Source organism: Thermomicrobium sp. 4228-Ro (assembly GCF_026241205.1).
Taxonomy (GTDB): Bacteria; Chloroflexota; Chloroflexia; order Thermomicrobiales; family Thermomicrobiaceae; genus Thermomicrobium.
In genome coordinates this window covers 631,936-657,163 of the sequence record NZ_JAPFQM010000001.1, presented here as the reverse complement: position 1 = coordinate 657,163, position 25,228 = coordinate 631,936, and the positions used below count along the sequence as shown (strand labels likewise).

Below are 25,228 nucleotides of genomic sequence, written 5' to 3'. Positions count from 1 at the left end.
CGTATGGAGCAGCTCGATCGCAACCTGGCGTTGGAGCTGGTACGGACGACCGAAGCGGCCGCGCTGGCGGCAGCACAGTGGGTCGGACGCGGCGACAAGAATGCTGCTGACGCTGCAGCCGTCCGGGCGATGCGCCGCATGCTCTCGACGGTGCACATGAAGGGCATCGTCGTGATCGGTGAGGGCGAAAAGGATCAGGCGCCGATGCTCTACATCGGCGAGGAGGTCGGCACCGGTGAGCCGCCGGAAGGCGACCTCGCGGTCGACCCGATCGACGGGACGCGGCTCTGCGCGAACGGCATGCCCGGTGCGGTTTCGGTCGTGGCGCTGGCCGAGCGTGGGTCGATGTACTACCCGCCAGGGATCGTGTACATGAACAAGATCGCCGTCGGCCCTGAGGCGGCGCAGGCGATCGATATCCGGCTGTCGCCGACCGAGAACTTGCACCGTATCGCTGAGGCAAAGCGGATGAGTGTGCGCTTATTGACCGTCGTCATTCTCGATCGTCCCCGCCATCAGGATCTTATCGAGGAAGTGCGGCGAGCCGGTGCCCGCATTCGCCTGATCACCGACGGTGATGTGGCCGGTGCGATCATGACTGCGTTCCCGGAGTCGGGTGTCGACGTGTTGATGGGGATCGGCGGCTCCCCGGAAGCAGTGGTCGCGGCTGCCGCGCTCAAGTGTATCGGTGGGGCGATCCAGTGCACGCTGTATCCACGCGACGAGGACGAGCGGCGACGCGCGCTGGAGCAGGGGCTGGAGCTCGACAAGGTGTTCACGGCTGACGACCTGGTCCGCTCCGACAACGTGTTCTTCGCGATGACCGGCATCACGACGGGTGACCTGGTCGAGGGAGTGCGCTTCACGCGGAACGGAGCGCGCACGCACTCGATCGTCATGCGTTCCCGGAGCGGAACGATCCGCCGGATCGTTGCGGAGCATCGGCTCGCGAAGGTACAGGAGTACGAGACCGTCGCGTTTGACACCGAGGAGCGGGCTGTGGTACAGTAGCAGGGCGCGGGATTCCGCGCCTTGTGCCTCTCCGTGGCATCCTGGTCTTGCGCCATCCATCGTACTCCGGAGACCAGAGCATTTCACGCGAAAGACTATCGAGCGTCGAGGTTCCTGATTGTCCGCTGATCGACCGACAGATCTCGTTATGACCACACGTTGGGCTGCGTCGTGCTGCGACCGTCTCGCGGGTGCATCGTGCGCACCGGCGTGGGGAGGCGCAGGAGGCGTCGTTGTCGTGTGACAGTAAGGGAGAACAGCTCAGTGGCCAAACGAACCGCTTCGAGGAGGACGGAAACCATGGAAACCATCGTACCGAGCAATCCGACGACCACGGTCGAAGAAGTGAAGGAAGCACCGGCGCTGACCGCGGCCGAGCTCCAGGGGAAGAGTCTGGAAGAACTCCAGGCGATCGCTCGGGATCTCGGCGTTCCCAACGCGAACCGGCTCCGCAAGATGGAGCTCGTGAACAAGATCCTCCGCGCGCAGATCGAGCGCGAGGGTGGGATCTTCGGCGAAGGTGTCCTGGAAATCACTGAAGACGGCTTCGGATTCCTGCGCGGTGAGCGGTACTTGCCTGGTCCGAACGACGTGTACGTCTCTCAGTCGCAGATCCGCCGCTTCGGGCTGCGCCAGGGAGACTGGGTCGCTGGGCAGGTGCGGCCGCCGAAGGAGAACGAGAAGTACTACAGTCTTCTCCGCGTCGATGCCGTCAACGGGATGGATCCGGAGCTAGCGCGGCGGCGCCCGAGTTTCGATAGCCTCACGCCGATCTTCCCGATGGAACTCATCAATCTGGAGACGGAGCCGCACATCCTGTCGACGCGGCTCGTCAACCTGGTGGCCCCGATCGGGCGCGGGCAGCGCGGTCTCATCGTCTCGCCACCGAAGGCTGGGAAGACGGTACTGCTCAAGCACATCGCGAACGGCATCACGACCAACTACAAGGACATTCACCTCATCGTCCTGCTGATCGGCGAGCGTCCGGAAGAGGTGACCGATATGCGGCGCTCGGTCGACGGTGAGGTGATCTCCTCGACGTTCGACGAGCCGGTCGAGGATCACATTCGGGTGGCCGAGATGACGCTCGAGCGGGCGAAGCGCCTGGTCGAGTGCGGGATGGATGTCGTGATCCTGCTCGACTCGATCACCCGTCTCGCGCGTGCCTACAACTTGAGTGTCCCGCCCAGCGGCCGGACGCTCTCCGGAGGTATCGATCCGGTCGCGCTCTACCCGCCCAAGCGCTTCTTCGGTGCCGCGCGGAATATCGAGGGCGGTGGGAGCCTGACGATTATCGCGACCTGTCTCGTCGATACCGGTTCCCGGATGGACGACGTGATCTACGAGGAATTCAAAGGTACCGGGAACATGGAGCTGCACCTCGACCGCAAGCTGGCCGAGCGGCGCATCTTCCCAGCGATCGATATCCAGCGCTCCGGTACTCGGCGTGAGGAGCTGCTCCTGGACGAGCAGACGCTGCGGCAGGTCTGGACGATGCGGCGCATGGTGTCGATGCTCGGTGGCACCGACGGAACGGAGCTGGTACTCGGCCGCTTGGCTCGTACCCAGAACAACGCGGAGTTCCTCGCGACGTTGCACAAGGATCTGTGAGACACGGTCGAGTGATGCAGAGGCCCTGTCGTGATGCAGCAACAGTCACTGCCGTCGCACGATGCGTCACAGCGCGAGTGGACTGACCAGGACTTCCTGATCGCCGTCGCGGTCGGCGCGACCGCTGTCATCTGGCCGGTCGGTGTCTTGTTGGCGTGGGCGAACCCGCGGTGGCGGCTGCTCGACAAGGTAGTCGCCACCGTCCTCCCGTTGGCCGGCTTGATCCTCTCGGTTCTCGTGCTCCCGGCCGGGGCACGTGGCTTCGGACTGAGCGCACCGAGCGGGGTCGGCACTGGCGTCGAAATCGCGCACTATGCAGCGCTGATGGGTGCGCCGCTGGTGGCTGCGCTTTATCTCGGGATCCGCGCGGGACTGTCGCGGCGGTTGCTTGTAGTCCTGCTCGCGGTCGCGCTGTTCGTCCTCGTCCTCGGACAGGTCGCCTTCATCCTCGGCGAGCGTCTGCGCCCGGGTGGGATGTGAGGCGGGAGTCACGGGGCTGCTTCTCGCTCGGCTCGGAGCAAGAAGTCGAGCAGCACCCCTCCGGCGAGGTGGGGCACGCTCCGGTGTGGGAAGTGGCCGGCGCGCGGTAGGAGGCAGACTTCCCCGTGCCCGAGACGGCTGGCGAGCTCGACCACCCAAGAGGCCGGTGAGACCGGATCGTTGTCGCCAGCCATGAGGAGGATCGGGCAGTCGAGTCCCTCCAGTCCTTCGTACCACGTCTGCATCTCGCGGGGACGGTCGATACTGTCCTGCGCGAAGGTGTGGAGCAGTCGCTCCCGTGCGTGGTGCGGGCCGTGCGCCCGGTGCAGGTGACCATATTCCTCCTCGTTCGCAGGGAAGATCTCCTCGATCATCGAGCGGGTGTACTCGGTCGTCGACGGAGCAGCGAAATTCGGTGCACCGATCAGAGCGAGCGAGCGTGCTTCGATCGCTCGCGTCACCGCCAAACGTGCTGCGACCATCGCCCCGAGGCTCGCGCCGACGAGATGTGCCGACCCGATCTCGAGCGCGCGTGCCAGCTCCGCGATGTCCTCGGTGAATCCGGGCAGTGTCAGCCGCCCGCCGGGATCGCTCGTCCGGCCGTGGGCACGCAGGTCTGGAGCGATGACGTCGAAGTGCCTCCGGAGGAGGTCAAAGAGGGCGAGCCAACTCTCGTGCGTCCCGAAATACTGATGCAGGAGAAGGACAGGTACTCCCGATCCCGCGCGAGCGTAGTAGATGCGCACGGCGTTCAGCGCCCAGTACGGCATTCGGTTCCCTCGCTCCCTCCTCGACGATCGCCACTCCATGGGGTGCCGACTGGCTCCCGGGTTGGCACTATACTCGCGGCAGGCGGTCAGGGGGAGGGGACACCGTGCGGGACATCGGGGTGCTTCGTTCCACCTTGCGACGCATCGACCGGCGCGGATACAAGGCCTACGAGGAGATCAGGGGGCTGTACCGCGCGGCAGATGTCGTCCTCGCGATCGATCACGTCCAGGGAGACCCGTACGCACCACCGTCGCGCGTCCGGCTGATCGTCGAACGGCACCGCCTCGCTCTCCCAGATGTCTCCAGCCGGGTGCGGCGTATCGCGCTCGAAGACTTCCTGGCCCGTCGGGCGCAGCGGATCATCGATCGCCTGGGGCGACGGCGTGCCGGTACGGGCCGCTCCGGACTCATCGCGATCGACGCTGGTGGACAAGAGGTGCTCGAGCGAACGGCTTGCCTGATCACCGAGGAGCGTGTCGAACTGCGTCTTTCCGTCGGACTCCCCGCGGCCGGGCGAACGATCCTGGGCGATCGAGCCGAGGAGCTCTTGGCCGATCTGCTTCCGGAGATCGCGCGGGCCACGTTGCAGCTCGACCGCCAGGCGTCCGCTGAGGCCGAGCAGTTCATCGCTGTGGTCGAGGATGCGGAAGCCCTGCGGGCGCAGCTGCCAGACCACCAGCTCGTCGCTTTCGTCGGACGCGGTGCGATCCTCCCGCGCCGGTCCGGAGTCAGCCAGGAACCGTTGCGCGAGGGAGCGATTCCCTTCGAACCACCGCCGAGCCTCGAAGTCGAGCTGGTGACTCCCCACAGTGGGCCGGTTCGGGGGATGGGGATCCCCGAGGGGGTGACGCTCATCGTCGGCGGTGGCTTCCACGGCAAGTCCACGCTCCTGGAAGCACTCGCCCGCGGGGTCTACAACCACATCCCCGGAGATGGGCGCGAGCGGGTCGTCACGCGAAACGATGCCGTCGTGATCCGCTCCGAGGACGGTCGCCGCGTCGTTGGGGTCGACCTCTCGGCGTTCATCCGGAACCTGCCGCTCGGGCACTCGACGGAATGCTTTACCAGTGACGATGCGAGCGGCTCGACCTCGCAAGCTGCCAATATTCTCGAAGCGCTCGAAGTCGGTGCGCGGGTTCTCTTGATGGACGAAGATACCTGCGCGACCAACTTCATGATTCGCGACCATCTGATGCGCGAGCTCATTCCCGCCGATGCCGAACCGATCGTGCCCTTCATCGATCGGGTCCGGCAGTTGCATCGTGCTGCCGGCGTCTCGACCGTGCTCGTGATGGGTGGCGCCGGGGACTATCTGCATGTTGCCGACACCGTCATCTGGATGCGTTCCTACCGTCCGGAAGATGTCACGGAGAGGGCCCGTGCACTTGCCCAGCGGCACGGCGATGGGCACTTCGAACCGCCTGACCTGTGGCCTGGTGTCGTGGCGCGGGTGCCAGTGCCGGAGAGCATCGACCCGCGACGGCGGGACCGGACGCGCGTGAAAGCGTACGGGACCGAAGAGGTCGCGTTCGGGTACGAGTCGATCGACCTCAGTCATGTCGAGCAGATCGTCGATCCGAGCCAGACGCGAGCGATCGGCCTGGCGCTCGTCTATGCGCTCGAGCAGGGATTCATCGACGGCCGCCGTCCGCTGGCAGCCATCTTGGACTTGCTCGAGGCAGCGATCGATCGCCACGGACTGGATGTCCTCTCCCCGTTCCGGGGGCATCCGGGGGATTTCGCGCGTCCACGCCGCTTCGAGCTCGCTGCTGCACTCAACCGCCTGCGCACGCTCGAGGTTCGCCAGCTCCGGCCGGATCGCTGATGGGCGAGGTGGGCGCACTGCTCCGGGCCCGTACCGCGACGATCCCAGCGAGGGCCGCTGTCTCGGCGCGGAGAATCAAGGGGCCTAAGGAGCGTGGCGCGGCATTATGCGTACGCAACAGCGTGATCTCGTCGTCGGTCCAGCCTCCTTCAGGGCCGACGAAGAGTGCAACAGGGGTCGTGGGCTCGAACGAGTCCTCGACGATCGATGGAATGCGCTCCGCTTCCCAGAAGGCGATCAACCGGTGGCCACGACACCGCTCGAGCGCGTCAGCCAGCGAGCAGGGCGGATCGATGAAGGGTACAACGCCCCGGCCGCATTGTTCGCTCGCCTCGATCGCGATCCGTTGCCAGCGCGCCAATCGATTGTGGACTGCGCGCTCGTCGAGCTGGACCACCACGCGGTGCGTCCGGAGTGGGAGGATACGCTCGACACCGAGCTCGGTCGCTTTCTCGACCACGAGGTCGAAGTGATCGTGACGCAACAATGCAGCTGCCAGCGAGATCGGTGGGCACGGAAGCGGCCGCGACGGCTGCGCATCCTCGATCTCCGCGATGACCCGCTCCGGACTGACGGCGACCAGCACAGCCCGGTAGTCGAGACCCTGCCCATCGAACAGCACGATCTGGTCGCCGACACGCAGCCGGAGCACGCGCGTGACCTGATGGCGAACGCGCTCGGGAAGCTCGACGCGCTCGCCACTGTGCAGGGGCTCGGGAATGTAGAAGCGATGGCCACGGCGGCTCATGGTCGTGTCCGCTGGACGAGCAAACTGACCCAATCGCCGTCCTGCTTGCGGTCGAGAAGCTCGGTGCCGAGCGCCCGGAAACGAGAACGGACCGCCTCCTCGTGCTGCTCGATGATCCCGCTGAGGGCGAGCCGGGCTCCGGGACGCGCTGCGCGGACGAGCCGCGGTGCGGCTTCGATGAGCACACGCGCGACGATGTTGGCCAGGACGAGATCGAAGCGCTCGTGCGCATCGAGATCGCGTGTGACGTCGGCCTGTCGGACGCTCACGCGATCCAGCACACCGTTGCGGGCGAGGTTTTCCCGGAGCACCTCGACCGCCACCGGGTCGATCTCGTACGCCGTGACGTGCGCGGCACCCAGCTTGAGTGCGGCGATGGAGAGAATGCCGGAGCCGGCCCCGGCGTCGAGCACCTGTTTGCCGGCCAGCTCCAGCTCCTCGAGCCAGAGCAAGCAGTGCTGGGTCGTCGGGTGTAGTCCCGTGCCGAACGCCATACCGGGGTCGAGATCGATCACGAGGTCAGCAGCGGTGGCATCGTAGGGCAACCAGGATGGTCGGATCACCAAGCGCCGGCCGATGCGGGTCACGGGAAAATGCTGCTTCCAGGCTTCCTGCCAGTCCTCTTCGGCGATGGTCTGCAGCCGGAGTTCTCCCACCGTGCCGAGCTGGCCGAGGTGCCACAGCCCACGCCGCAACGCTTCGATCGTCTCGTCGACCCGTTCGTCAAGCGGGAGGTAGGTGACGATGCGGACCGGTGCCGCCGGGTCGATGGTGGCGTGCTCGCCATCCGCATCCTGCGCCACTGGGTGAAAGACCGCGACGCCTTGCTGGTAGCCGAAGCGAGCGAAGAGCTCACTGACGGCATCGGCCGATTCCGCGTCGGCTTCGACCGAGACTTCGATCCAGCGTGGCCGCATCGGTCAACCCTCGTCCTGCCGTGCGAAGGCGATCTCCGAGGAGTCGCCGACATTGACGCGCAGGAAGTCGCCGGCCACGCGTGCTCTGCGACCGACGATCGAGCGATGGAGCATCACGCCGTCGATCGTTGCACCTTCGTCGATGATCGAGTCAGTGACGATCGCGCGCGAGACGACAGCGCTGGCGCCGATGCTGACGTAGGGCCCTACGACCGCTCGTTCGATCGTCGCGCTGGGGTCGATGACGACCGGTGGAATGACGACACTGTTCGGGAAGGTGGGATGTTCCTGGGACTGGCGCTCCAGGAGGAAGCGGTTGGTTTGCAGCAGGGCTTCGACCGTGCCGCAGTCCTCCCAGACCGAAACTGGTTGCGCCACGATGGTGCGACCGCGATCGATCAGGATCTGGATCGCCTCGGCAAGGTAATATTCGTTTCCCCGCCGGCGGTCTTCGGCGATCTGCTGCTCGATGGCGTCGATCAGGTCAGCGAAATCGCGGAAGTAATAGACCCCGACGACGGCGAGATGGCTGACCAGCGTTTGGGGCTTCTCGACGAGCCGAACGATGCGACCGTCTTCGACGATCACGACACCGAAGCGGCGTGGATCGTCGACTTCTTTCACGAAGACCACACCGTCCCAGGTGCAGGTGACGAGCGACTCGAGATCGGCGTCGAAGATCAGATCCGGGAAGACGACGAGAGTCGGCCCGTCGATGAGCCCTTTCGCCTGCAAGAGCGCATGGGATTGTCCCAGCGGTTCGGGCTGTTCGACGAAGAGTGCCTCGAAGCGGTAGTGCGATCGCACGTAGTCCTCGATCTGCTCGCCGAGGTAACCGGTGACGAAGACGACGCGTTCGAGTGGCAGCGACAGGAGCCGGTCGAGGACATGGCCGAGGATCGGTTTTCCGGCAACCGTGACGAGCGGCTTCGGCTTGCTCCAGGTATGGGGACGAAGCCGCGTTCCCAGGCCTGCCACCGGAATGACGACGTGCATCCGTACACCTCCTCGGTCAGACTGCCGGCCGTCCGGCGTCGCCGGCGCGTGGTGTTGCTGCAGAGGAGTATGCTGGACGACCAGTCATCGAGAACACACTCGTCGTTCGGGATGGATCGTAGGTGCCGCTCTGACGCACCGGTATGCTGAGTCTCCACACATGGACACTCGACGGGATGCTGAGCAGGCGGAGCACTCACGTATGAGCGCTGGAACGAATGGCTCGTGTAACGCGCAGAGCGAACCCGACGAACCGACACGCGATCCCGGCCTGGGCAGTTTCCGAGACGGAGCGATGGAAGCGAGCGGTGCCCCCAGCGGGATTCGAACCCGCGATCTCCACCTTGAAAGGGTGGTGTCCTAGGCCTCTAGACGATGGGGGCGTGCACCCGCACAATCCATCTGAGTATAAACTTCGCAGCAGCGATTCGTCAAAGCTCGCTCGATTCGCCAGGAGGCGGCACATGCAAGACAGCCGAGCGTCGGTCGTCCAACCGGGCGCCCTGCGGCACGTCCGCTTCGAACGCGCGGTCGATCGTCTGGTCGGTATCTGGGCTCGACACTGGCTCGCAACCCTCAATCTCCTCACGGGCCTCTTCGCTGCTCTACCGCTGCTCGCACCGTGGCTGGTGGCGACCGGTCATCCGAAGCTCGCGGCGCCCATTTACTTTGCCTACCGGTTCGTCTGCCACCAGCGTCCGGATCGCAGCTTTTTCCTCTTCGGGGAGCAAGTCGCGTACTGCCAGCGTGACCTCGCGATTTACGTGGGCGTCTTCGTCCTCGGTCTCGTTTTCGTGCTCGTGCGTCATCGCCTGCCACCTCTGTCCTGGCGGGGGGCCGTCCTGCTCGCGTTGCCGGTGGCGCTCGACGGGACGACGCAACTCGTCGGGCTGCGGGAGAGTACGTGGCAGTTGCGCCTCTTCACTGGCACGCTCTTCGCACTCGCTGTCGTCTGGTTCGTCTATCCTCGGCTCGAAGTCGGGTTCGCGGAGATCCGCGCCGTGCTGGCGCGCCGCGAACGACTGGAGTCCGAACGACCGGCCGTCACAGAGGAGGCATCGTGCCGAGGATCTTGCGAGACAAGCGCATCGTCGTCGGCGTAACCGGGGGGATCGCTGCCTACAAGGTTCCCGAGCTCGTCCGGCGCTTGCTCCAGGGTGGAGCAGTCGTCGATGTGGTGATGACTCCGGCTGCGACCGACTTCGTCGGACCGCTCACGTTCCAGGCGCTCACCAGGCGGCCGGTACAGGTCTCGACGGTCGGCGTCTGGCAGGGCGAGCAGGCAGGGCACGTCACGCTCGGGGCACTGGCCGATCTGATGGTCGTGGCACCTGCCACGGCTGATGCACTGGCCAAACTGGCCCACGGCATCGCCGACGATGCGGTCACCCTCACCGCGCTCGCCTGCCCGGCACCGTTGATCGTCGCGCCCGCGATGGACCACCACATGTACCGGCACCCGGCAACGCAGGCGAACCTCGAACTCCTCCGGTCACGCGGCGTGACGATCGTCGGGCCGCATCACGGATCGCTCGCCTCAGGGATGATCGGTGAAGGTCGGATGGCCGAGCCGGACGAGCTGCTCGGGGCGGTCCGGCAGGTTCTCGGGCGCGATGGGCCACTCCGCCGTCGCCGGGTGGTCGTGACGGCGGGGCCGACACGCGAACCGATCGATCCGGTCCGCTTCCTCAGCAACTATTCGAGCGGAAAGATGGGTTACGCACTTGCCGAGGTGGCTCGTGACCGCGGTGCGACGACGATGCTCGTCAGTGGTCCGACGTGCCTCTCCGCACCGTACGGCGTGCAGCGGATCGAGGTGGAGACAGCAGCCGAAATGGCCCGCGCTGTCCAGGAAATGACCGCGAGCGCGGACGTCCTCGTCATGTGCGCTGCGGTAGCCGATTTCCGGCCGCGCTCCCCAGCGAGCGAGAAGATCAAGAAGCGGGAGGCATCGCTCGTCCTCGAACTCGAGCCGACCGAGGACATTCTGGCGAGCATTCACCGTCCGGGGCTCGTCAAAGTGGGCTTTGCGGCCGAGACCGAACGGCTCCTGGAGCATGCGCGAGAGAAACTGGAGCGGAAAGGTCTCGATCTCCTGGTCTTGAACGATGCTCGGCGGACGATGGGTGCCGATACGGCCCAGGTGTTCCTGCTGCGCCCGGGAAAACCGCCGGAGGTGTTGCCCGAGTTGCCGAAGGACGAGGTCGCTGAGCGTATCTGGGACGCCATTCAGCTCCTTTTGGAGGCAGGAACAGGCACGGGAATCGGATGAGCAGCTCGATGATGCCGGTCCGAACTCGTCGCACGCGTCGGCGGGGGCGCCTGGCCACGCGGTTGGCCGACTGGACGATGTTCGCTGTCTCGGTCTATTGGGCCCTCCTGGTCGGGCGCTGGTGTCTCCGGGTCTATGCGGCGGTGATGGGTGACCCGAGCGGTTCGCTGACCGCGTTCCACCGGTGGCTGGGCTTCCCGTTCACGGCGATACCGGTGGTCGGGACGCTTCCCGTTCTCCCTGACCTGTTTGCCGTGCTGGTGTCCGGTGTACTGGCGCTCAGCGTGCTCGGTGTCTTGGCCGGGTGGTCGCGCGAGCGATCCGGTCGCTAACGTGGTCATGGGTGCAGCGCGAAACGGTGCCGGGTGGCATGGTAGACTGCTGACGAAATGGGACGTCGCGGGCTGGAGCGTCGTCGTGCGGAAGAGGGGTAGCCGGTCGATGGTCAGAAATCTCGTGCGGGGTGTGTTGAATCTCGTGCTCGCAGCCGCGGCAACCTGGCTTGCGAACTACATCGTCGAGCGTTTGTTCGGCCCTGAGGAGGCCACGGAAGATTGACAGCAAGACAGCGAAGAGTGGCGAGTTCGACCATCGGGTATGGGGAGGGTAGAGCGTGGAGATCACACGACGTGACGTCGAGGGGCTCGGGGCGCTGCGCAGCGACGAGTGGCCGATCATCAGCCTTTATCTGCGCATCGACAAGGAACACATCACTGACGATCACTATTCGATCCGCTTGAAGAATTTGCTTCGCGATCTGGACCGGGCAAAAGAGCAACTCGGTCTGACGCGCCCGCAGAGCCAGGCGGTCGACGAGGACGTCGAGCGGATCCGTGCGTTCTTCCGCGATCACGGTGACGAGTTCGGGCAAGGAGTGGCGCTTTTCGCCAGTAGCCGGGCTGGCATCTGGCAGGTCTTTCACGTGCCGCGCGAAGTGGGGAACGAAGTCGATCTCGATTTTCGACCGGTCATCGGCCGGCTCGTGCGGGTAGTCGAGATGTTCGAACCGGTCTGTACGTGCTTGATCTCCCGCGATCGTGCACGCATCTTCCGTGGGCATCTCGTGAATTTCCAAGAAGTAGCGGTTCGCCTGGACGAAGAGGTACCAGGCCAGCATGGGCAGGGAGGCTGGTCGCAAGCACGTTTCGCGCGCCACATCGAAGACCATGTTCGCCAGCATTTCCAGCGGGTCGGGCAAGTGCTGTTCGAGCTCTTCGAACAAGATCCCTTCCGATTCCTCGTCGTTGCTGGGCCGGATGAAGTGGTGGCCGATTTCGTGGATGGCTTGCACCCGTACCTTCACGAGCGCTACGTCGGCTCCTTCAACTGCTTGATGGAAGCGAACGCCAAGCAAGTGCTGGAAGAGACGCGACGCATCGTCGCTGCGTGGCAGCGGCAGGAAAAGCAGCGCTACGTCGAACTCGTCCTGGCCGAAGCGCTGAGCCAGGATATGGCCGTCGTCGGTCTCGACCGTGTCGTCGAAGTGGTGCAGATGCAGAACGTGAACGCACTCGTCGTCGACGATCAGTTGCGTGCGCCGGGGCGATACTGCCTCCGTTGTGGAGCGCTGCAGCCGATCGGGAGCGAGGCAACCGAGTGCGCGTTCTGCAGCGGCCCGGTGCGCCAGCGCGAGAACATCGTTCCGGAAGTCTATGCCGAGGCGTACCGGCAGAACGCGAATCTCGTCTTCATCACCGAGCCAGAACTGCGAGCGCAGCTCGAACCGTACGGTGGCATCGGCGCGATCCTCCGTTACCGCATCGGAGCACCGGCGACAGCATGAGAGCGCACCCGTCACTCGCCTTGATCGCGAATGCCGGTGCCGGACGCGTGCGCGCCAGCACTGTCGAACGTATTGCACGAGTCCTCGCGCGCCGGTTCGCCGTCACCGTCGAGATCGGGCGGTCGCCGGAGGAGATATACGCACTGGCTCGCCGCTCGGCTGGACGTGCCGACCTCGTCGTCGCGTTCGGTGGTGACGGGACAGCCAGTCGCGTTGCCGCTGCGGTTGCCGGTTCCGGTTCGTCTTTCAGTGTCCTGCCCGGTGGTTCGACGAACCATGTGGTACAGCTGCTCGGCTTGCCGGCCGATCCGATCCGAGCAGCGCATGCGCTGACCGGTCCCGTGCGCTACCGCCGGCTGGATGTGGGGCGGATTTCCGCAGATCGCGTCCTGCTCTTTCTCGGTGGAGTCGGTATCGATGCGGAGATCGTGGCGGACGCTTCGCCAGGCGTCAAGCGCTTCTTCGCCTGGCGGAGCTACCTGATCCCTGGTCTTCGCCATCTCGGTGACGGGCCCTGGTCGTTCACGATCGAGATCGACGGCGCACGTCATGAAGTCACGGCTCGTACCGTGCTGGTCGCCAACGGCTCGTTCCTGGTCCATCCGTATTTCCGGCTCGGCCCTGACATCGATCCCAGCGATGGGTCTCTCGATGTCCTCGCGTTGACACCGGGAAGTCTCGCGGGTTGGGTCGAGGTCTTCACGTGGGCCGCACTCGGCCGTCTCTGGCGCGCGCGATCGGTGCGCCGCTGGCGTGGCCAGCAGGTGTCGATCACCCCATGCGGACGAGCGCCGGTCGAAGTCGACGGGGACCCCTACCCTGACCTGTCAGCGTTGTCTGTCACGATCGAACCGGCTGCCTTGACGGCTGTCGTTCCAGCCTTCAGTCGCGGGGTCGGCGAAGAGCGGGCGAACCGTTACGGATAGGTCGCCGATTCGTCCCAGCGCTGGCCGAGGGGACCACGGTCTTCCCCGTCGATGATGACTCGAACCAGCGGTGCGTTACCGGACGACACCGTCATCGTCTGTCCCCGGAACACTCGTCTCGTACCGGGCTCGAGCACCTCGGCCAACACGGTTTGGCCATCGACGGTTGCCTGCACCCAGACGCGACCTTGCGCGAGAATCTCGAACGTGTGCTCCTCGCTCGGCGGTGGAGAAGGTTGCGTTGCCTCAACGGGAGCGGCTGTCGGAGTGACGGGTGCAGGGCTTTCTGTGGGTTGTGTTGTCGGCGCCGTGGTTCTCAGCCCCAGCGTGCCGGGAGTGGGTGTCTCCGGTATGGCCGTCGAGGTCCGCGCTGCTGCGGGAGATCCGACCGTCGGTGTCGACGCGACGGAAGGAGTCTCCCCGATGTCTCTACTGGCAGAGAGCGTCGGCGTAGGTTGCTCGCGCGGCGCGAGATAGGTCGTGTACACCAGCGCAAAAACGATGGCGGAGATCGCGAGCATGAACACGATGACGGCGAAGTTGGGGGCCCAATGCGCCATCGGCTCGCGGACTTGCCGGACAGCGGGGACAACGCGGAACCCCATGCTCCGTTGACCGTGAGCCTCCTCGAACTTCGCGAGAACGGTCAGGGGGTCCAATCCGAGATATTGCGCATAGATGCGCACGATGCCTCGCGCGTAGGTGAGCGGCGGCAGCTGGTCGAACGCTTCCTGCTCGAGTGCAGCGAGGTACCGGCGATGGATGCGTGTCGCCCGCTCAGCATCGGTCAGGGAGACCCCGCGGTATGCCCGGGCATTCCGCAGCAATTCGCCGAACTCGCCCATCGCTCACTGCCTCACGAACTCGCGCGCCGGCGGCGTTCCAGCCGTTCGCTGAGCAGCTGACGAAGGAACTCATCGACGTGCGGAGTCGGCTGCCCGTGATGCGAAATATCGGCGTGTTGCAACCACCAGTCGTCGCTGGGGAGCCACCACGAGCCGAGCGTACTGGCACAGGCCAAGGTATCAGCGATGACCTGCCGTCGCTCCGGGAACGCGTAGGGATTGGCACACCAACCAGTGCGGCCATCGCCTGAGGGGCGAAAATCGCGACAGGTGCGGCAGATGCGCGGAAGAGCGGCCAGAATCTCTTGCGCATCGGGGGAAACGTCGTCGAGAGTAGGTTCGGTGGTCGGTTCCTCTTCCACTCGATCGAGCGGAGCTGCCATGTCGCCCGTGTGCTCGCTAAGGAGCGGGAACGGTTCCGTCTCGCCGCTCCGGCCAGTGCGCGCATGGTCGAGTGCAGGCTCGGCAGCGGGCCGCTCGTCGAATGGTTCGGTCGCGTGCCAACGTGGTGGAACCGGCGGTTCGAAAGCCGTGTCGAGATCCTCAGTCGAGCGGCGATCGGAATGCCAGGCCCAGGAACCTGCCACGCTCGCTGCTTCGGTTCGGTCGAGATGCTCGCGCGGTTCCCAGAGGTCTTCGTCCCAACCGGTGCGGCAGGCAAGTTCGCCGCGGCGCACGAAGACCATATGCTGGAGCCCCTGACGCTTCGGGTGCCGGCACCATCCGGATCCTGCGAGTCCTCCCTCTTCGAAATACCGGCAGGTACCGCAGCGTCGCTGTGTCATACCGTCCTCCTCAGGGCATGGAGCGGGCGCCGTTCCCGACGCCGCGGAGCGCTCGGTTCGTCGGCCATCCCCTCGACCGAGTATCCTAGCACAGGTACCGGGTGACGCGACTGCAGCTGACCCCTGCCCTTGGTTTTTCGGCTATACTGGTAGACTGTATCGAGGACACGGGCGCCGTGCGCCTGTGGAGGGAGATTCCATGCAGCTCGTACAATTGCAACCTCGACAGGCCCAGGTAACCGCGGAGATCCCCGGAGTCAAGCGTTTTCACATTTGGACGATCGGCTGCCAGATGAACGAGGCCGAGTCGGCAAAAGCGGCAGCGCTCTTGCGTCAGGCCGGCTATCTGCCAGCTGTGCGTGAGTGGGATGCCGATGTCGTCATCGTCAATACCTGTGTCGTTCGTCAGCAGGCCGAGGACAAGGCGCTCGGCTATATCGGTGCGCTGGCGAGGCTCAAGCGGCGCAAGCCGCATGTCCGCATCGCGGTGACCGGGTGTCTCGTCGCTGGTCAGGAGCGGCGTCTCGCCGAGCGGTACCCGTGGGTCGATCTGTGGTACGGGCCGTCCGAGTTCGAGCGGCTCGTCGAGATCGTGCCGGAACTGGCCGAGGTCGATGTCGACCTCGTCGAGTTGCCCCACTACTACGAAGGACAGTCCGATCCGGATGTGACGGCCTTCGTGCCGGTGATCTATGGCTGCAATTTCGTTTGCTCCTATTGCATCGTTCCGTACCGGCGCGGGCGCGAGCGCAGTCGCCCCGTCGAACAGGTGGTCGCGGAAGTGGAGCGGCTGGCTGCGCGTGGAGTCCGCGAAGTGACGCTGCTCGGGCAAACAGTGAACGCGTATGGTCACGACTTGCCTGGGCAGCCGGATCTCGCGGATTTGCTCGCACGCGTGCATGAGGTTCCCGGCATCGAGCGGATCCGCTTCCTCACCTCGCATCCGAAGTACTTCAGCGACAAACTGATTCAGGCGATCGCCGATCTCCCGAAGGTGTGCGAGCACGTCAACCTCCCGGTGCAGGCCGGTGACGACGAGGTGCTGCGTCGAATGCGGCGGAATTACACGGTCGACGAGTACCGTGAGCGGATCGCACGCATCCGCGAGTTGATCCCGGACGTGACGCTCTCGACCGACATCATTGTGGGCTTTCCGGGCGAGACGGAAGCGCAGTTCCTGAACACCTATCGCCTGTTGGAAGAGATCCGGTTCGACAAGGTGCATGTCGCGATGTACTCCCCGCGGCCGGGAACCTTGTCGGCTCGCTGGGTCGACGATGTGCCACGCGAGGAAAAGCGGCGGCGCCATCGGGCGATCGAAGCCTTGCAAGAACGGATCGCCCGGGAGCGCAACGCTCGTTACCTGGGACAGACGGTCGAGATTCTGGTCGACGGGATGGCGCGTGGTCGCTGGCGTGGCCGGACGCGCGGGAACACGCTCGTCTTCTTCGAGGCTCCTGGCAACTGGAAGGGTCGCTTCGTTCAGGTGCGGATTACGCAGACGAGTCCGTGGTACCTGCTCGGTGAACCAGTCGCGGTCGAAGAATCAGTCGCTGCTGGCGCAACGCGATAACCGAGACGGAGGCTGAGGAGAACGATGTCAGCATTGGCGAACCAGGGCGGTCATGAACGTCGGCTCTTGCGACGTCTGACGCAAGCAGCCAAGCAGGCTGCTTTCCAGGGAAACTGGCAGCGGGCCGTCGAACTCAACCAAAAGATTACCGAGTTGGCGCCGCGCGATGTGGCAGCGTGGAACCGGCTGGGGCATGCCTACGCTGAACTCGGGCGGGTGGCGGATGCGCGCGCTGCTTACCAGCGTGCACTGGAGATCGAGCCGGGCAATCCGATCGCCCAGCGGAACGTCGCACGGCTCGAGTGGCTCGTGAGCCAGACGCCCGACGGCGTCATTCCGATGCCGAGCAGCCGTCCAGCACCGCGACACGATGTCTTCATGGAAGAGATGGGGCGAACGTACGTGACCGATTTGCTCCGTCCTGCACCGCCGGTCGTTTTGGCTCGCCTCTTCCCAGGTCAAGAGGTTTTTCTCGACATGCAGGACAGTGCCGTGTTCGTTGTCGATGCGGACGGCACACGGCTCGGCCAGCTGGAGGGGCGAATCGCTCGCCGACTCATCGATCTCGTCCGGCAAGGCAATGTCTATCGTGCCTATGTGGTGCAGTTGACCGGTGATACGCTGCGCGTGATCCTTCGGGAGGTATTCCGCGCACCGCATCTCATCGACACACCCTCCTTCCCGCCGCAGCCGAAGATCGCTCCGCCTCGCCCGTACCTGCCGGAGACGTTCGGCCGCGAGGAGGTGCTGGAGGAGGAAGAGGAACTGCTGGAAGAGGCCGAAATGCTCGAAGCAGAAGAGGTCGAGGCGGAGACTGTCGAGGAGGAAGAGTCGGTCGCGGAGGAGTTGCTCAGTACGGTGGACGAGGAGTCGCTCATTTCCGACTTCGATCTCGACGAGTCACTGGAAACGTGATCGTGCGAGGAACCACACGAGAGGCCGGGCTCGCGATGACCGAGCCCGGCCTCTCGTCTTGCTCGTCATACTCCTGTCAGCGGAGGAAAGACGTCAAGACCAAGAGGACGAGCAGAAGAAACGCAGTGACCCATGCGAGACGCTTCAGGTCGGCTTTGATGAGCGCATATTCTTCGTCGACCCGACCCCACGGACTGATAATGCCACTGCCAGTATTTATGGGGGAAACTCCCGTCGCTCGTACTGCAGACTGCGGTGATGCAGGAGTAATCGAACGCGCTGTGCGCTTCGCTGTCTTGCGTCGCGGCTTCCGTGTGTTCACGCGTCCCATACTGATCTGCCCCTGAGCCTTCCGCTCGCCAACGCAGTATATCATCACCGCCTGACCCGTCGAACTTCGACGAGCATCCCACGTACGAGATGCCACTGTTGTGCTGCATTCCCGTTGCGGACAGCGAGTTCGAGTCCACCGTGACTGCCGAAGTAGGCAACCGGCTGCCCCGGTTCCACATCGCCGAACGTCCGGGAGATGCCCTGGATGTGGAGCGAACCACAGGTTACGGTCAGGCGCTCGGGTGGTGCCGGTAGGTGCTCGGGTCGAATGAGCGTTCGGGCATTGCCGAAATGGTCGATCGACACGATCGGACCGCGCACACCGTCAGCTGCGACCTCGAGGGCGGGTAGAAGCAAGCGTGCGAGCGTCGCGGGATCGACGGGGGACCCGACACGCTCGGGAGACGTGCCGGAGGCGAGGGCTGCAGCGACCGGTCCGAAGATGTCCCGGCCATGGAAGGTCGCGGAGACGGGGTGCCGGAAGAACTCGCTCCGATCGAGTGACCACGCCTGCACGGAACGTGCCTCTTCGAGCACGAAGGTCACCAACCCGTTATCCGGGAGCACGAAGAGGTGCGCGTCGGCGAGCACAGCGACCGGCCGCCGGCTGGTACCGACTCCCGGATCGACCACGGCGAGGTGCACCGTTCCCGATGGGTAGACACGCCAGCACGTCGCGAGCTGGAAGGCCCCCTCGAGGATGTCCTGTGCCGGAATCAGGTGACTGATGTCGACGATCGTCAGGCCTGGATGGCGAGCGAGCATGACCCCTTTGACTTGAGCGACATAACTATCCTGGATGCCGTAGTCACTCAGGAACGTGACGATCCCGGTCGCTCGCCATTCCTGTTCCATCGGTCGCTGCCCTTCACCAGGCGAGTGCATAGGCATCGCTCCGCGGGTCGGCTGCCGCTTCGAGCGCGATGTCCCGATCTCCGCGGCGGAGCACCAGTTGGCAGGAGCCGATCGGCCCCCAGCGCGGAAGCCGTTCCACCCGATGCCCGCGTGCCTGGAGCCCTTCGATCGTCGCATTCGGTAGGCGACCTTCGACCTCGACGAGCCCGTCGGCACCCCGGGACGAAACCGCTGCTCGGCCGGAGCGGCGGAAGCGCCAGCGGGGGAGTTCGACGGCTTCCTGCGCCGAGAAGCCGAATTCGAGCAGATGGGTGAGGACGTGGACGAGAACGTGCGGTTGTGCATCGCCACCCGACGAACCGATGCCGATCAGCGTCCGGTTGCCTGTCACCGCGATAGGGCTCAGCGCGTGGCGGACACGGCTCCCAGGAGCGAGACGATACGGTGCCTGCGGGTCGAGGGTACGAGAGACCAGGGCGTTATTGAGCAGGATCCCGGTGTCGCCGGCGACGAAGCCGGAACCGAATGGCTCATGTAGACTCGCCGTTCCGACGATCGCGAGTCGCGTGCTGTCGACGACCACGAATGCGGTCGTCGCGGTTCGCTCGCGTCGTTCCGCGGCGTGGCGTGGCGTGCTTCGGCGCAGATCGATCGTTCTGGCGAGCGCCTGCGCGTGAGCAGGATCGAGCGCCTCGGCCGGGAGCGGGGTGGGCGCGTGCGAGTTCGCCGTCCAGCGTTCGCGTTCGACTTCGGCGAGCTTCGTGGCTTCGATCATGACGTGCAGGAGTTCAGCCGAGAGCGGCTTCCAGCCCGCGACGGGAAAGCGATCGAGCAGAGCGAGCGTGAGAAGCAGTTCCTGCGCTCCAATGCTCGATGGTGGTGCCCACACGGTCCACTCCCGATATCCGAGCTGGAGCGGTGGCTCCGGTTTCGCTTCTGCCAGCGCGAGGCTCTCGGTGGAAAGGACACCACCCGCTTGTCGCAGGGAGCGGACCAGTTGCTCGGCCAATCGACCGCGATACAGTTCGGCGAACCCGGCCGTCGCGAGGATTTCGAACGTCCGCGCCAAGTGCGGCTGCCGGAGGATGTCACCGGGTTGAGGCGGACGGCCCGCGGGAACGAACGTGCGTGCCGCCCACTCGTCTGTCGTCAAGCGATCGGTATACGCAGCGAGGTAGGCGGACAGGTTGTGACTCACCGGGAAGCCGTCAGCGGCGAGTTCGATCGCCGGCGCGAGTATCTCGCGAAGGGGGAGTGTGCCCCAGCGGGTATAGAGGAGTTCCCAGGCTCGGGCGGCAGCCGGTACCGCCACGGTCAGTGGCCCATGCTCGGGGATACCGTCGCGAAAGCGTTCCGGGGTGGCTTCGAGCGGAACCAGGCCGATCCCGTCGATCGCCCATGCTTGACCCGTGCGGGAGTCGATGACCAATGCGGCGAGATCGCCACCCAGGCCGGACATGTGCGGTTCGACGACATTCAGCGCAGCAGCGATCGCGAGAGCCGCATCGATGGCCCTACCACCTCGTTCCAGCATGCGTGCGCCTGCCCAGGTGGCGACAGGATGGCCACTGGCGATCGCCCAGCGGCGACCCATCACGACCGGCCTTCCGGCTCGCTCGGCGAAAACCGGTACGATGCGACTCCTCATGGCACGTCTCCGCCTCCACGATCCAGTACGCGACGCGCCAACGCGAGTGCCTGCGCATAAGCCTCGGGCGTATTCGCGTTCAGGAACGAAAGGAGATCAGGGTCGTACCACCGCACGAACGCTTCTTCGACGCGCTGTACCCGAACGGACGAGAAGAAGCTGACGATCTTGTAGCGGCTCTCGGCGAGGCATCGCTCGATCGCCGGTATGCAGGTCTTGGCGTAGACGGCATGCAAGGTCTCGAAGGTCTCGTCTCCGCCCTGGTCGGTGCGGATCGACCGAACGGGGACGAGGACATCATAGTCGCGTGGGATGGCCAGCAGTGCGGCGAGCAAGCGAGGATTGACGAAGGGAAGGTCGCAGGAGAGCACGAGACAGTAGTCGTGGCGCGCGGCGTGCAAGGCCGTATCGATGCCACCGAGAGGGCCACAGCCAGGAAAGCGATCCGGTACCACCGGCACTCCGAACTGCTCGTACTCCGGCCGATCGGACGCGACGATGAACAGATCGTCGGTCAACGGGCGCACGCGACGGATCATGCGTGCGAGCAGCGGCTCTCCCAGAAAGTCGAGGAGCGCCTTATCGCGCCCCATGCGTCGACTTTGTCCGCCAGCGAGGAGAGCGATACTCGCCTGCATGCTTTCCTCCGAGCGCGAGTGTAGCGCAATCGCCCGTGCATGCAGCAGACCGTCGCCGGCGCCCGCTGCGTAGCCCGGTGTGGGACGTGATGGTGGACAGCGATTGTCCCCCGGATGCCGTGTCCGCTATACTGGAAGGAGCGATCCCCAGTCGAGAGGGCCTCACCATGAGCAGAGGTCCAGCAATTGAGGGGTGTAGGCGCGAGGGCAGTATACCTCGACGCGCTTGTGCTGTTGCTTCGGCAGAGGTAACGTGGGCCCGAGGGAAGAGGAAGAAAGGAGCGGTGCGATGAACTCGAGCCTGATCAGCAAGATCGAAAAGGCTCGACGGTACGCTGCTGAACCGGATCGGGCTCATATCGAGTCCCTGCATATCCGGTTCCGTGGCGATCACGATGTCTACGACGTGCGTTTCGAGCAGGGAACGTGGTTCTGCACCTGCCACTCGTTCGAAGCGCTCGGGCTCGGTACATGCAGCCATATCATGGCGGTCGAACGCTTGCTCGGCCTTCTCGCTCCGCGTCCAGCTGAACCCGCTGAGCCTGTCCTGTAATACGCCGAGCACGACCGAACTCAGGGGGCGCCGACTCGGTGCCGAGTGAGTGCCCTTGACGGGAAATCGTTGGGGTCCCCTGCTGGAAAGGCGCTCGAGCGGGGCCGGGGGATCCTTGCATGAGTCCGTCGACCGTGTGGCGCGTGGCCAGTGGTACCGAACAGGGGGTATGGATGTCTTTCGACGTGACGTGGTACGCACAGTCTGCGTTCCGTATCGACGTCGACGGGTTGCGGATCTATCACGACCCGTTTCGGATTCCGGACGGTGAGCCGAGTGCGGATGTCATTCTGATCAGTCACGAGCACTTCGATCACTGCTCTCCCACCGACGTCGCGAAGATACGCGATCCTGAGCGGACGCTCCTCATCGTCAATCCGACAGCCGCACAAGGCGAAGGGCTTCTTCCACCAGTACATGTGATACGGCCTGGTCAGGAGATTGCGCACGGGCCACTCCAGGTGCGAGCTGTGCCAGCATATAACCTCAACAAGTTCCGCAGTCCTGGTGTTCCGTTCCATCCGCGCGAGCGCGAGCATGTGGGGTATATCTGCCGAGTCGGCTCGGTGACCTGGTACTTCGCTGGCGATACCGACGCGATTCCGGAGATGGCCGAATTCGGTCCGGTCGATTATGCGTTTCTCCCGGTCAGCGGCACGTACGTTATGACCGCTGAGGAAGCTGCAGAAGCGGTGCGGATGCTGAAGCCGCGTGTGGTGATCCCGATGCATTACGGGGCGATCGTCGGCTCTGTCGAGGATGCCAGACGGCTCGCCGCGCTCGTACAGGGGGTCGCGGAAGTCAGGATCTGCGAACCACGCGGAGCCGGTGCCTGAGCGTCAGCGCGAACCGGTGAGCAGCGCAGCGAACTCCTCGAGGCTCATCTCGCCCCGAACGCGTACTCTCGGCAGTGCGAGCCAATCGTCATCGGCCTTTGCCCATCCGGGCTGCGTCGTCACCGCGATGCGGTAGCCGGCGTGTGCCGTAGCTGCCTCGACCCGACTGTCGAATTTGCCCGCCGGATAGGCGAATGATACCACCGGATGGCCGAGTGCTTCGCTGAGCGCACGCTGGCAGTCAGTCAATTCCTGCACAAGGCTCTCGGCGGAAGCCTGGGTGAGATCGACATGGTGCACGGTGTGGCCTCCGATCTCGACGAGGCCAGAACGATCCAGCTCCCGCACCATGTCCCAGGTGAGGTAACGCGGCGTATCGAGGAAACCGGTAATGACGAACACGGTCGCGTGGAAGTGATAGGAGCGTAAGATCGGCCAGGCGTTCTCGTAAAAATCGCGGTAGCCATCATCGATGGTGAGCACGATCGGCTTGGGAGGCGCTGGCATCGTACCCTGCCGCAGCGCAGCGAGTTCCGATAGGGTGATGGGCGTATAGCCGTGGGGCGCGAGCCAGTGCAGCTGTCGCGGAACGACTCCGGATCGACCGAAAGGCCACGCCCGATCGGGTCTTCCGGTCCGGGGAGAGGCCGGATGTAGTGATACATGAGGATCGGTACGGGATCCGTGAAGGGGTGTGGGACCGGTGTCGGCGACGCGGCGGTCGATCCCGGAGTGGGTAGAAGGGGTGTTGGTCGCTCACTGAGGGAGGTGGTTGCGCCCTGGCTCGACTGGGGGTGGGCGATCCGGTGGCTCCTCCGTGAACTCGCTGCCCGCAGCTGGTGAAGCGACCTCGGTGCGTCCACGGTTGGGCGCACTGGACGCGTGATCCGCACGGGTGCCGAGGTAGCCGGTGACACGAGGACGACTGCCGAGAAGAGAAGAACAGGACGAGGAGGTGCGTGATGCGCCGCACAGCCTTCGGTACCCCCACTGGCGTGTCCGTCCCCCTCGAACTCCAGGTTGACGCGAGCGACGTATGCTGCCGCTCGCCCGGATTCTATAATCGCGACGCTGATCGGCACAGGATGGATGGGGGATCCGATGCGAGTGCACGGTGGCGAGGCAGTCGTACGCACACTGGAGCGGTTAGGCGTTGAGGTCGTGTTCGGCATCCCAGGCGTGCACACGCTGGCGATTTACGACGCACTGTATTCGTCACCGATCCGGCACATTCTCGCTCGGCACGAGCAGGGTGCTGGTTTCATGGCGGACGGGTATGCGCGGGTATCCGGGAAGCCAGGTGTCGCGATCGTCATCACTGGCCCGGGCGTGACGAACATCGCTACTGCGGTCGGGGAGGCCTACGCGGACTCCTCGCCGCTCGTGGTCATCGCCTCGAACGTCGAGCAGGACTGGCAGGGACAGATGCTCGGACACCTGCACGACTGCCGGGACCAGCTCGGCATCATGCGTGTGCTCACGAAGTGGGCTGATCGCGCCCGCGGCGTCCCGGAGGTGCCGACCCTCATCCGGGAGGCGTTCAGCCAGGCGATCAACGGTCGTCCCCGGCCGACCCATGTCGAAGTCCCGCTCGACGTGCTCCGAGGTACGGGTGAGATCGATCTTGCGCATCTGGAACAACCGGCGCGGATTGCACCGCAACCGAGCTCAGGGGCGGTCGAGCTTGCGGTCGCTGCGATCGAAGCGTCCGAACGCATCGTTATCTACTGCGGGGGCGGGGCGGTGGCGAGCGGCGCGAGTGCTGAACTCGTCGAACTCGCCGAACGTCTGGGCGCGGCAGTGCTCACGACGATCCAGGGGAAGGGGGCCGTGCCGGAGGATCACCCGCGCTGCCTCGGCAATCTCTGGGAGGCTGGAAATCCGGTCGATCGCCTGCTCCGGCAGGCCGATCTGGCCATCGTGTTCGGTTCCAAGCTCGGGGCTCAGGACACCGAGAACGGCAAGCTGCCCTTACCGGAGCGCCGGATCCGCGTCGATATCGACGCGGGCGAGATTTTGCGCCAGTATCCGCCGAGTCTCGCCATCCTCGCTGACGTGCGGGCGGCTGCGCGTGCGTTGCTGGAGGCACTGGCGTCACGCGGCATCTCGCGCTCGGGTTGGTCGGTGGAGGAACTCGCAGCGTGCAAGCGCGCAGCGCTCGAACAGGCGTGGGGCGCCGAGCACGCCGAGTGGCTGCGGGCGCTCCGCGCGGCGCTGCCACGCGACGGGATCCTGGTCAACGACATGACGATGATGGCGTACGTCGGCAACCGGCACTATCCGGTCTACGAACCCCGCACCTATCTCTTCCCGACCGGCTACGGGACACTCGGCTTCGCGCTGCCCGCGGCGATCGGTGCGAAAATCGCGCGCCCGGAGGCGGCCGTAGTCGCACTCGTCGGTGACGGTGGCTTCCAGTTCACCATGCAGGAGGTCGCGACAGCGGTACAGTTCGAGCTCGGTATCCCGATCGTCCTCTTCAACGATGCGAGTTATACGGCTGTGAAGGACGAGCAGGCCCGCTCGTACGGGCGTCGCTTCATCGCGGTCGACCTCGTGAATCCCGATTTCCTGCGTCTGGCCGAGGCGTATCGGATTCCGGCCGTTCGAGCGACATCCCCGGACATGCTCACCGAGGCTGTCACCGCCGCGCTCAACCGATCCCGGCCGACGTTGATCGAGGTGCCGATCGACTTTCCAGTCTGACGGCGGAGACGGCAGTATCCGGTCAGCCGTGGATCGTCGTACTTGACAAACGACGGAGCATGGTTTAGGCTACGAGGGAATACTGGAGGGTGTGGCGCCGATGGCTCGCTGGCCCGACCTGACGATCGCGATTATTTCGATCATTCGGCCCCGCGTGGCGGGGTATGCGGCGTTGGGGAGGGTCGAGCCCTAGGCGTGTGA

General features: G+C 64.9%; 24 protein-coding genes and 1 tRNA gene. 14 read left to right on the top strand and 11 right to left on the bottom strand.

All coding sequences use genetic code 11. The features are described 5' to 3' along the window. Positions 1 to 3: 3 nt before the first annotated feature. From glpX to OO015_RS03295, 3 genes are all read left to right on the top strand, one after another. Positions 4 to 1,011 (top strand): class II fructose-bisphosphatase, encoded by a 1,008-nt coding sequence (gene glpX / locus OO015_RS03305; RefSeq protein ID WP_265939754.1) that lies wholly within the window; start codon positions 4 to 6, stop codon positions 1,009 to 1,011. A 363-nt stretch (positions 1,012 to 1,374) separates the two neighbouring features. After that, positions 1,375 to 2,622: a transcription termination factor Rho gene (gene rho / locus OO015_RS03300; RefSeq protein WP_265941012.1), complete on the top strand. Its 1,248-nt coding sequence runs from the start codon at positions 1,375 to 1,377 to the stop codon at positions 2,620 to 2,622. 33 nt (positions 2,623 to 2,655) lie between these two features. Then, on the top strand, positions 2,656 to 3,102 hold the full coding sequence (locus OO015_RS03295; RefSeq protein WP_265939752.1) for a hypothetical protein: 447 nt from the start codon (positions 2,656 to 2,658) through the stop codon (positions 3,100 to 3,102). Between the two features lie 8 nt (positions 3,103 to 3,110). On the opposite strand, the gene OO015_RS03290 is transcribed toward OO015_RS03295, so the two are convergent. Then, positions 3,111 to 3,872: an alpha/beta fold hydrolase gene (locus tag OO015_RS03290; RefSeq protein WP_265939750.1), complete on the bottom strand. Its 762-nt coding sequence runs from the start codon at positions 3,870 to 3,872 to the stop codon at positions 3,111 to 3,113. A 104-nt stretch (positions 3,873 to 3,976) separates the two neighbouring features. Here OO015_RS03290 and OO015_RS03285 point away from each other — a divergent pair, with 104 nt between their 5' ends. After that, on the top strand, positions 3,977 to 5,698 hold the full coding sequence (locus tag OO015_RS03285; RefSeq protein WP_265939748.1) for an ABC-ATPase domain-containing protein: 1,722 nt from the start codon (positions 3,977 to 3,979) through the stop codon (positions 5,696 to 5,698). On the opposite strand, the gene OO015_RS03280 is transcribed toward OO015_RS03285, so the two are convergent. The 4 genes from OO015_RS03280 to OO015_RS03265 all read right to left on the bottom strand — a co-directional run bounded on the left by OO015_RS03280 (position 5,649) and on the right by OO015_RS03265 (position 8,742). Continuing rightward, the gene (locus tag OO015_RS03280; protein WP_265939746.1) at positions 5,649 to 6,446 is read right to left on the bottom strand and encodes a 16S rRNA (uracil(1498)-N(3))-methyltransferase; all 798 of its coding nucleotides are present in this window, start codon (positions 6,444 to 6,446) and stop codon (positions 5,649 to 5,651) included. The genes OO015_RS03285 and OO015_RS03280 overlap by 50 nt on opposite strands. Then, positions 6,443 to 7,363 carry a 50S ribosomal protein L11 methyltransferase gene (gene prmA / locus OO015_RS03275; protein WP_265939744.1) on the bottom strand — a complete coding sequence of 307 codons (921 nt, stop codon included), beginning with the start codon at positions 7,361 to 7,363 and terminating at the stop codon, positions 6,443 to 6,445. Before prmA ends, OO015_RS03280 begins: the two co-directional genes overlap by 4 nt. Positions 7,364 to 7,366: 3 nt before the next feature. Continuing rightward, a complete protein-coding gene (locus OO015_RS03270) occupies positions 7,367 to 8,359 on the bottom strand; it encodes a sugar phosphate nucleotidyltransferase (protein ID WP_265939741.1) in 993 nt (330 codons plus the stop codon). Between the two features lie 309 nt (positions 8,360 to 8,668). Continuing rightward, positions 8,669 to 8,742 (bottom strand) — tRNA-Glu (locus tag OO015_RS03265). Between the two features lie 81 nt (positions 8,743 to 8,823). Here OO015_RS03265 and OO015_RS03260 point away from each other — a divergent pair. The 5 genes from OO015_RS03260 to OO015_RS03240 all read left to right on the top strand — a co-directional run bounded on the left by OO015_RS03260 (position 8,824) and on the right by OO015_RS03240 (position 13,340). After that, positions 8,824 to 9,462, top strand: a complete 639-nt coding sequence (locus tag OO015_RS03260) for a DUF2085 domain-containing protein (protein WP_265939739.1) — start codon at positions 8,824 to 8,826, stop codon at positions 9,460 to 9,462. Then, entirely contained in the window at positions 9,420 to 10,631 is a 1,212-nt protein-coding gene (coaBC, locus tag OO015_RS03255; protein ID WP_265939737.1) for a bifunctional phosphopantothenoylcysteine decarboxylase/phosphopantothenate--cysteine ligase CoaBC, read from the top strand. Before OO015_RS03260 ends, coaBC begins: the two co-directional genes overlap by 43 nt. Before the next feature lie 11 nt (positions 10,632 to 10,642). Continuing rightward, a complete protein-coding gene (locus OO015_RS03250) occupies positions 10,643 to 10,963 on the top strand; it encodes a hypothetical protein (protein ID WP_265939735.1) in 321 nt (106 codons plus the stop codon). Between the two features lie 281 nt (positions 10,964 to 11,244). Next, the gene (locus tag OO015_RS03245) at positions 11,245 to 12,414 is read left to right on the top strand and encodes a Vms1/Ankzf1 family peptidyl-tRNA hydrolase (RefSeq protein WP_265939733.1); all 1,170 of its coding nucleotides are present in this window, start codon (positions 11,245 to 11,247) and stop codon (positions 12,412 to 12,414) included. Beyond that, positions 12,411 to 13,340, top strand: a complete 930-nt coding sequence (locus tag OO015_RS03240; protein ID WP_265939731.1) for a diacylglycerol/lipid kinase family protein — start codon at positions 12,411 to 12,413, stop codon at positions 13,338 to 13,340. Before OO015_RS03245 ends, OO015_RS03240 begins: the two co-directional genes overlap by 4 nt. Here the strand turns inward: OO015_RS03240 and OO015_RS03235 are convergent. Further along, positions 13,331 to 14,185: a helix-turn-helix domain-containing protein gene (locus OO015_RS03235; protein ID WP_265939729.1), complete on the bottom strand. Its 855-nt coding sequence runs from the start codon at positions 14,183 to 14,185 to the stop codon at positions 13,331 to 13,333. The two genes, OO015_RS03240 and OO015_RS03235, sit on opposite strands and share 10 nt — an antisense overlap. 11 nt (positions 14,186 to 14,196) lie before the next feature. After that, positions 14,197 to 14,970, bottom strand: a complete 774-nt coding sequence (locus OO015_RS03230; RefSeq protein WP_265939728.1) for a hypothetical protein — start codon at positions 14,968 to 14,970, stop codon at positions 14,197 to 14,199. Positions 14,971 to 15,169: 199 nt separating this feature from the next. Here OO015_RS03230 and miaB point away from each other — a divergent pair, with 199 nt between their 5' ends. Both miaB and OO015_RS03220 read left to right on the top strand, forming a co-directional pair. Continuing rightward, a complete protein-coding gene (gene miaB, locus OO015_RS03225) occupies positions 15,170 to 16,543 on the top strand; it encodes a tRNA (N6-isopentenyl adenosine(37)-C2)-methylthiotransferase MiaB (protein WP_265939726.1) in 1,374 nt (457 codons plus the stop codon). Between the two features lie 24 nt (positions 16,544 to 16,567). Continuing rightward, positions 16,568 to 17,458, top strand: a complete 891-nt coding sequence (locus OO015_RS03220) for a tetratricopeptide repeat protein (RefSeq protein ID WP_265939724.1) — start codon at positions 16,568 to 16,570, stop codon at positions 17,456 to 17,458. 375 nt (positions 17,459 to 17,833) lie between these two features. Here OO015_RS03220 and OO015_RS03215 read toward each other — a convergent pair whose 3' ends face one another. The 3 genes from OO015_RS03215 to mobA are packed head-to-tail and all read right to left on the bottom strand — an operon-like array spanning position 17,834 to position 20,932. After that, the gene (locus OO015_RS03215; protein WP_265939722.1) at positions 17,834 to 18,646 is read right to left on the bottom strand and encodes an SAM hydrolase/SAM-dependent halogenase family protein; all 813 of its coding nucleotides are present in this window, start codon (positions 18,644 to 18,646) and stop codon (positions 17,834 to 17,836) included. 13 nt (positions 18,647 to 18,659) lie between these two features. Further along, positions 18,660 to 20,294: a gamma-glutamyltransferase family protein gene (locus OO015_RS03210; RefSeq protein WP_265939720.1), complete on the bottom strand. Its 1,635-nt coding sequence runs from the start codon at positions 20,292 to 20,294 to the stop codon at positions 18,660 to 18,662. Next, positions 20,291 to 20,932: a molybdenum cofactor guanylyltransferase gene (gene mobA / locus OO015_RS03205; RefSeq protein ID WP_265939718.1), complete on the bottom strand. Its 642-nt coding sequence runs from the start codon at positions 20,930 to 20,932 to the stop codon at positions 20,291 to 20,293. The genes OO015_RS03210 and mobA overlap by 4 nt, the downstream gene beginning before the upstream one ends. 289 nt (positions 20,933 to 21,221) lie before the next feature. Between mobA and OO015_RS03200 the strand changes: the two genes are divergently transcribed. Together OO015_RS03200 and OO015_RS03195 are read left to right on the top strand one after the other, a co-directional pair. Continuing rightward, the gene (locus OO015_RS03200; RefSeq protein WP_265939716.1) at positions 21,222 to 21,485 is read left to right on the top strand and encodes an SWIM zinc finger family protein; all 264 of its coding nucleotides are present in this window, start codon (positions 21,222 to 21,224) and stop codon (positions 21,483 to 21,485) included. A gap of 119 nt (positions 21,486 to 21,604) precedes the next feature. Further along, a complete protein-coding gene (locus tag OO015_RS03195; protein WP_265939715.1) occupies positions 21,605 to 22,321 on the top strand; it encodes an MBL fold metallo-hydrolase in 717 nt (238 codons plus the stop codon). 3 nt (positions 22,322 to 22,324) lie between these two features. On the opposite strand, the gene OO015_RS03190 is transcribed toward OO015_RS03195, so the two are convergent. Beyond that, positions 22,325 to 22,828: a polysaccharide deacetylase family protein gene (locus OO015_RS03190; protein WP_265939713.1), complete on the bottom strand. Its 504-nt coding sequence runs from the start codon at positions 22,826 to 22,828 to the stop codon at positions 22,325 to 22,327. Between the two features lie 594 nt (positions 22,829 to 23,422). On the opposite strand from OO015_RS03190, the gene OO015_RS03185 reads away from it, so the two are divergent. Next, positions 23,423 to 25,027 carry a thiamine pyrophosphate-binding protein gene (locus OO015_RS03185; RefSeq protein WP_265939711.1) on the top strand — a complete coding sequence of 535 codons (1,605 nt, stop codon included), beginning with the start codon at positions 23,423 to 23,425 and terminating at the stop codon, positions 25,025 to 25,027. The last annotated feature ends 201 nt before the right edge of the window (positions 25,028 to 25,228 follow it).

Coding starts and splice junctions, on each gene's coding strand:
- OO015_RS03240 (WP_265939731.1), top strand. CDS start 12,411: ATGAGAGCGCACCCGTCACTCGCCTTGATCGCGAATGCCGGTGCCGGA.
- OO015_RS03220 (WP_265939724.1), top strand. CDS start 16,568: ATGTCAGCATTGGCGAACCAGGGCGGTCATGAACGTCGGCTCTTGCGA.
- prmA (WP_265939744.1), bottom strand. CDS start 7,363: ATGCGGCCACGCTGGATCGAAGTCTCGGTCGAAGCCGACGCGGAATCG.
- OO015_RS03230 (WP_265939728.1), bottom strand. CDS start 14,970: ATGACACAGCGACGCTGCGGTACCTGCCGGTATTTCGAAGAGGGAGGA.
- OO015_RS03270 (WP_265939741.1), bottom strand. CDS start 8,359: ATGCACGTCGTCATTCCGGTGGCAGGCCTGGGAACGCGGCTTCGTCCC.
- glpX (WP_265939754.1), top strand. CDS start 4: ATGGAGCAGCTCGATCGCAACCTGGCGTTGGAGCTGGTACGGACGACC.
- OO015_RS03215 (WP_265939722.1), bottom strand. CDS start 18,646: ATGGAACAGGAATGGCGAGCGACCGGGATCGTCACGTTCCTGAGTGAC.
- mobA (WP_265939718.1), bottom strand. CDS start 20,932: ATGCAGGCGAGTATCGCTCTCCTCGCTGGCGGACAAAGTCGACGCATG.
- OO015_RS03295 (WP_265939752.1), top strand. CDS start 2,656: ATGCAGCAACAGTCACTGCCGTCGCACGATGCGTCACAGCGCGAGTGG.
- OO015_RS03260 (WP_265939739.1), top strand. CDS start 8,824: ATGCAAGACAGCCGAGCGTCGGTCGTCCAACCGGGCGCCCTGCGGCAC.
- OO015_RS03210 (WP_265939720.1), bottom strand. CDS start 20,294: ATGAGGAGTCGCATCGTACCGGTTTTCGCCGAGCGAGCCGGAAGGCCG.
- OO015_RS03280 (WP_265939746.1), bottom strand. CDS start 6,446: ATGAGCCGCCGTGGCCATCGCTTCTACATTCCCGAGCCCCTGCACAGT.
- OO015_RS03250 (WP_265939735.1), top strand. CDS start 10,643: ATGCCGGTCCGAACTCGTCGCACGCGTCGGCGGGGGCGCCTGGCCACG.
- OO015_RS03235 (WP_265939729.1), bottom strand. CDS start 14,185: ATGGGCGAGTTCGGCGAATTGCTGCGGAATGCCCGGGCATACCGCGGG.
- OO015_RS03185 (WP_265939711.1), top strand. CDS start 23,423: ATGCGAGTGCACGGTGGCGAGGCAGTCGTACGCACACTGGAGCGGTTA.
- OO015_RS03200 (WP_265939716.1), top strand. CDS start 21,222: ATGAACTCGAGCCTGATCAGCAAGATCGAAAAGGCTCGACGGTACGCT.
- OO015_RS03290 (WP_265939750.1), bottom strand. CDS start 3,872: ATGCCGTACTGGGCGCTGAACGCCGTGCGCATCTACTACGCTCGCGCG.
- miaB (WP_265939726.1), top strand. CDS start 15,170: ATGCAGCTCGTACAATTGCAACCTCGACAGGCCCAGGTAACCGCGGAG.
- OO015_RS03190 (WP_265939713.1), bottom strand. CDS start 22,828: ATGCCAGCGCCTCCCAAGCCGATCGTGCTCACCATCGATGATGGCTAC.
- OO015_RS03195 (WP_265939715.1), top strand. CDS start 21,605: ATGAGTCCGTCGACCGTGTGGCGCGTGGCCAGTGGTACCGAACAGGGG.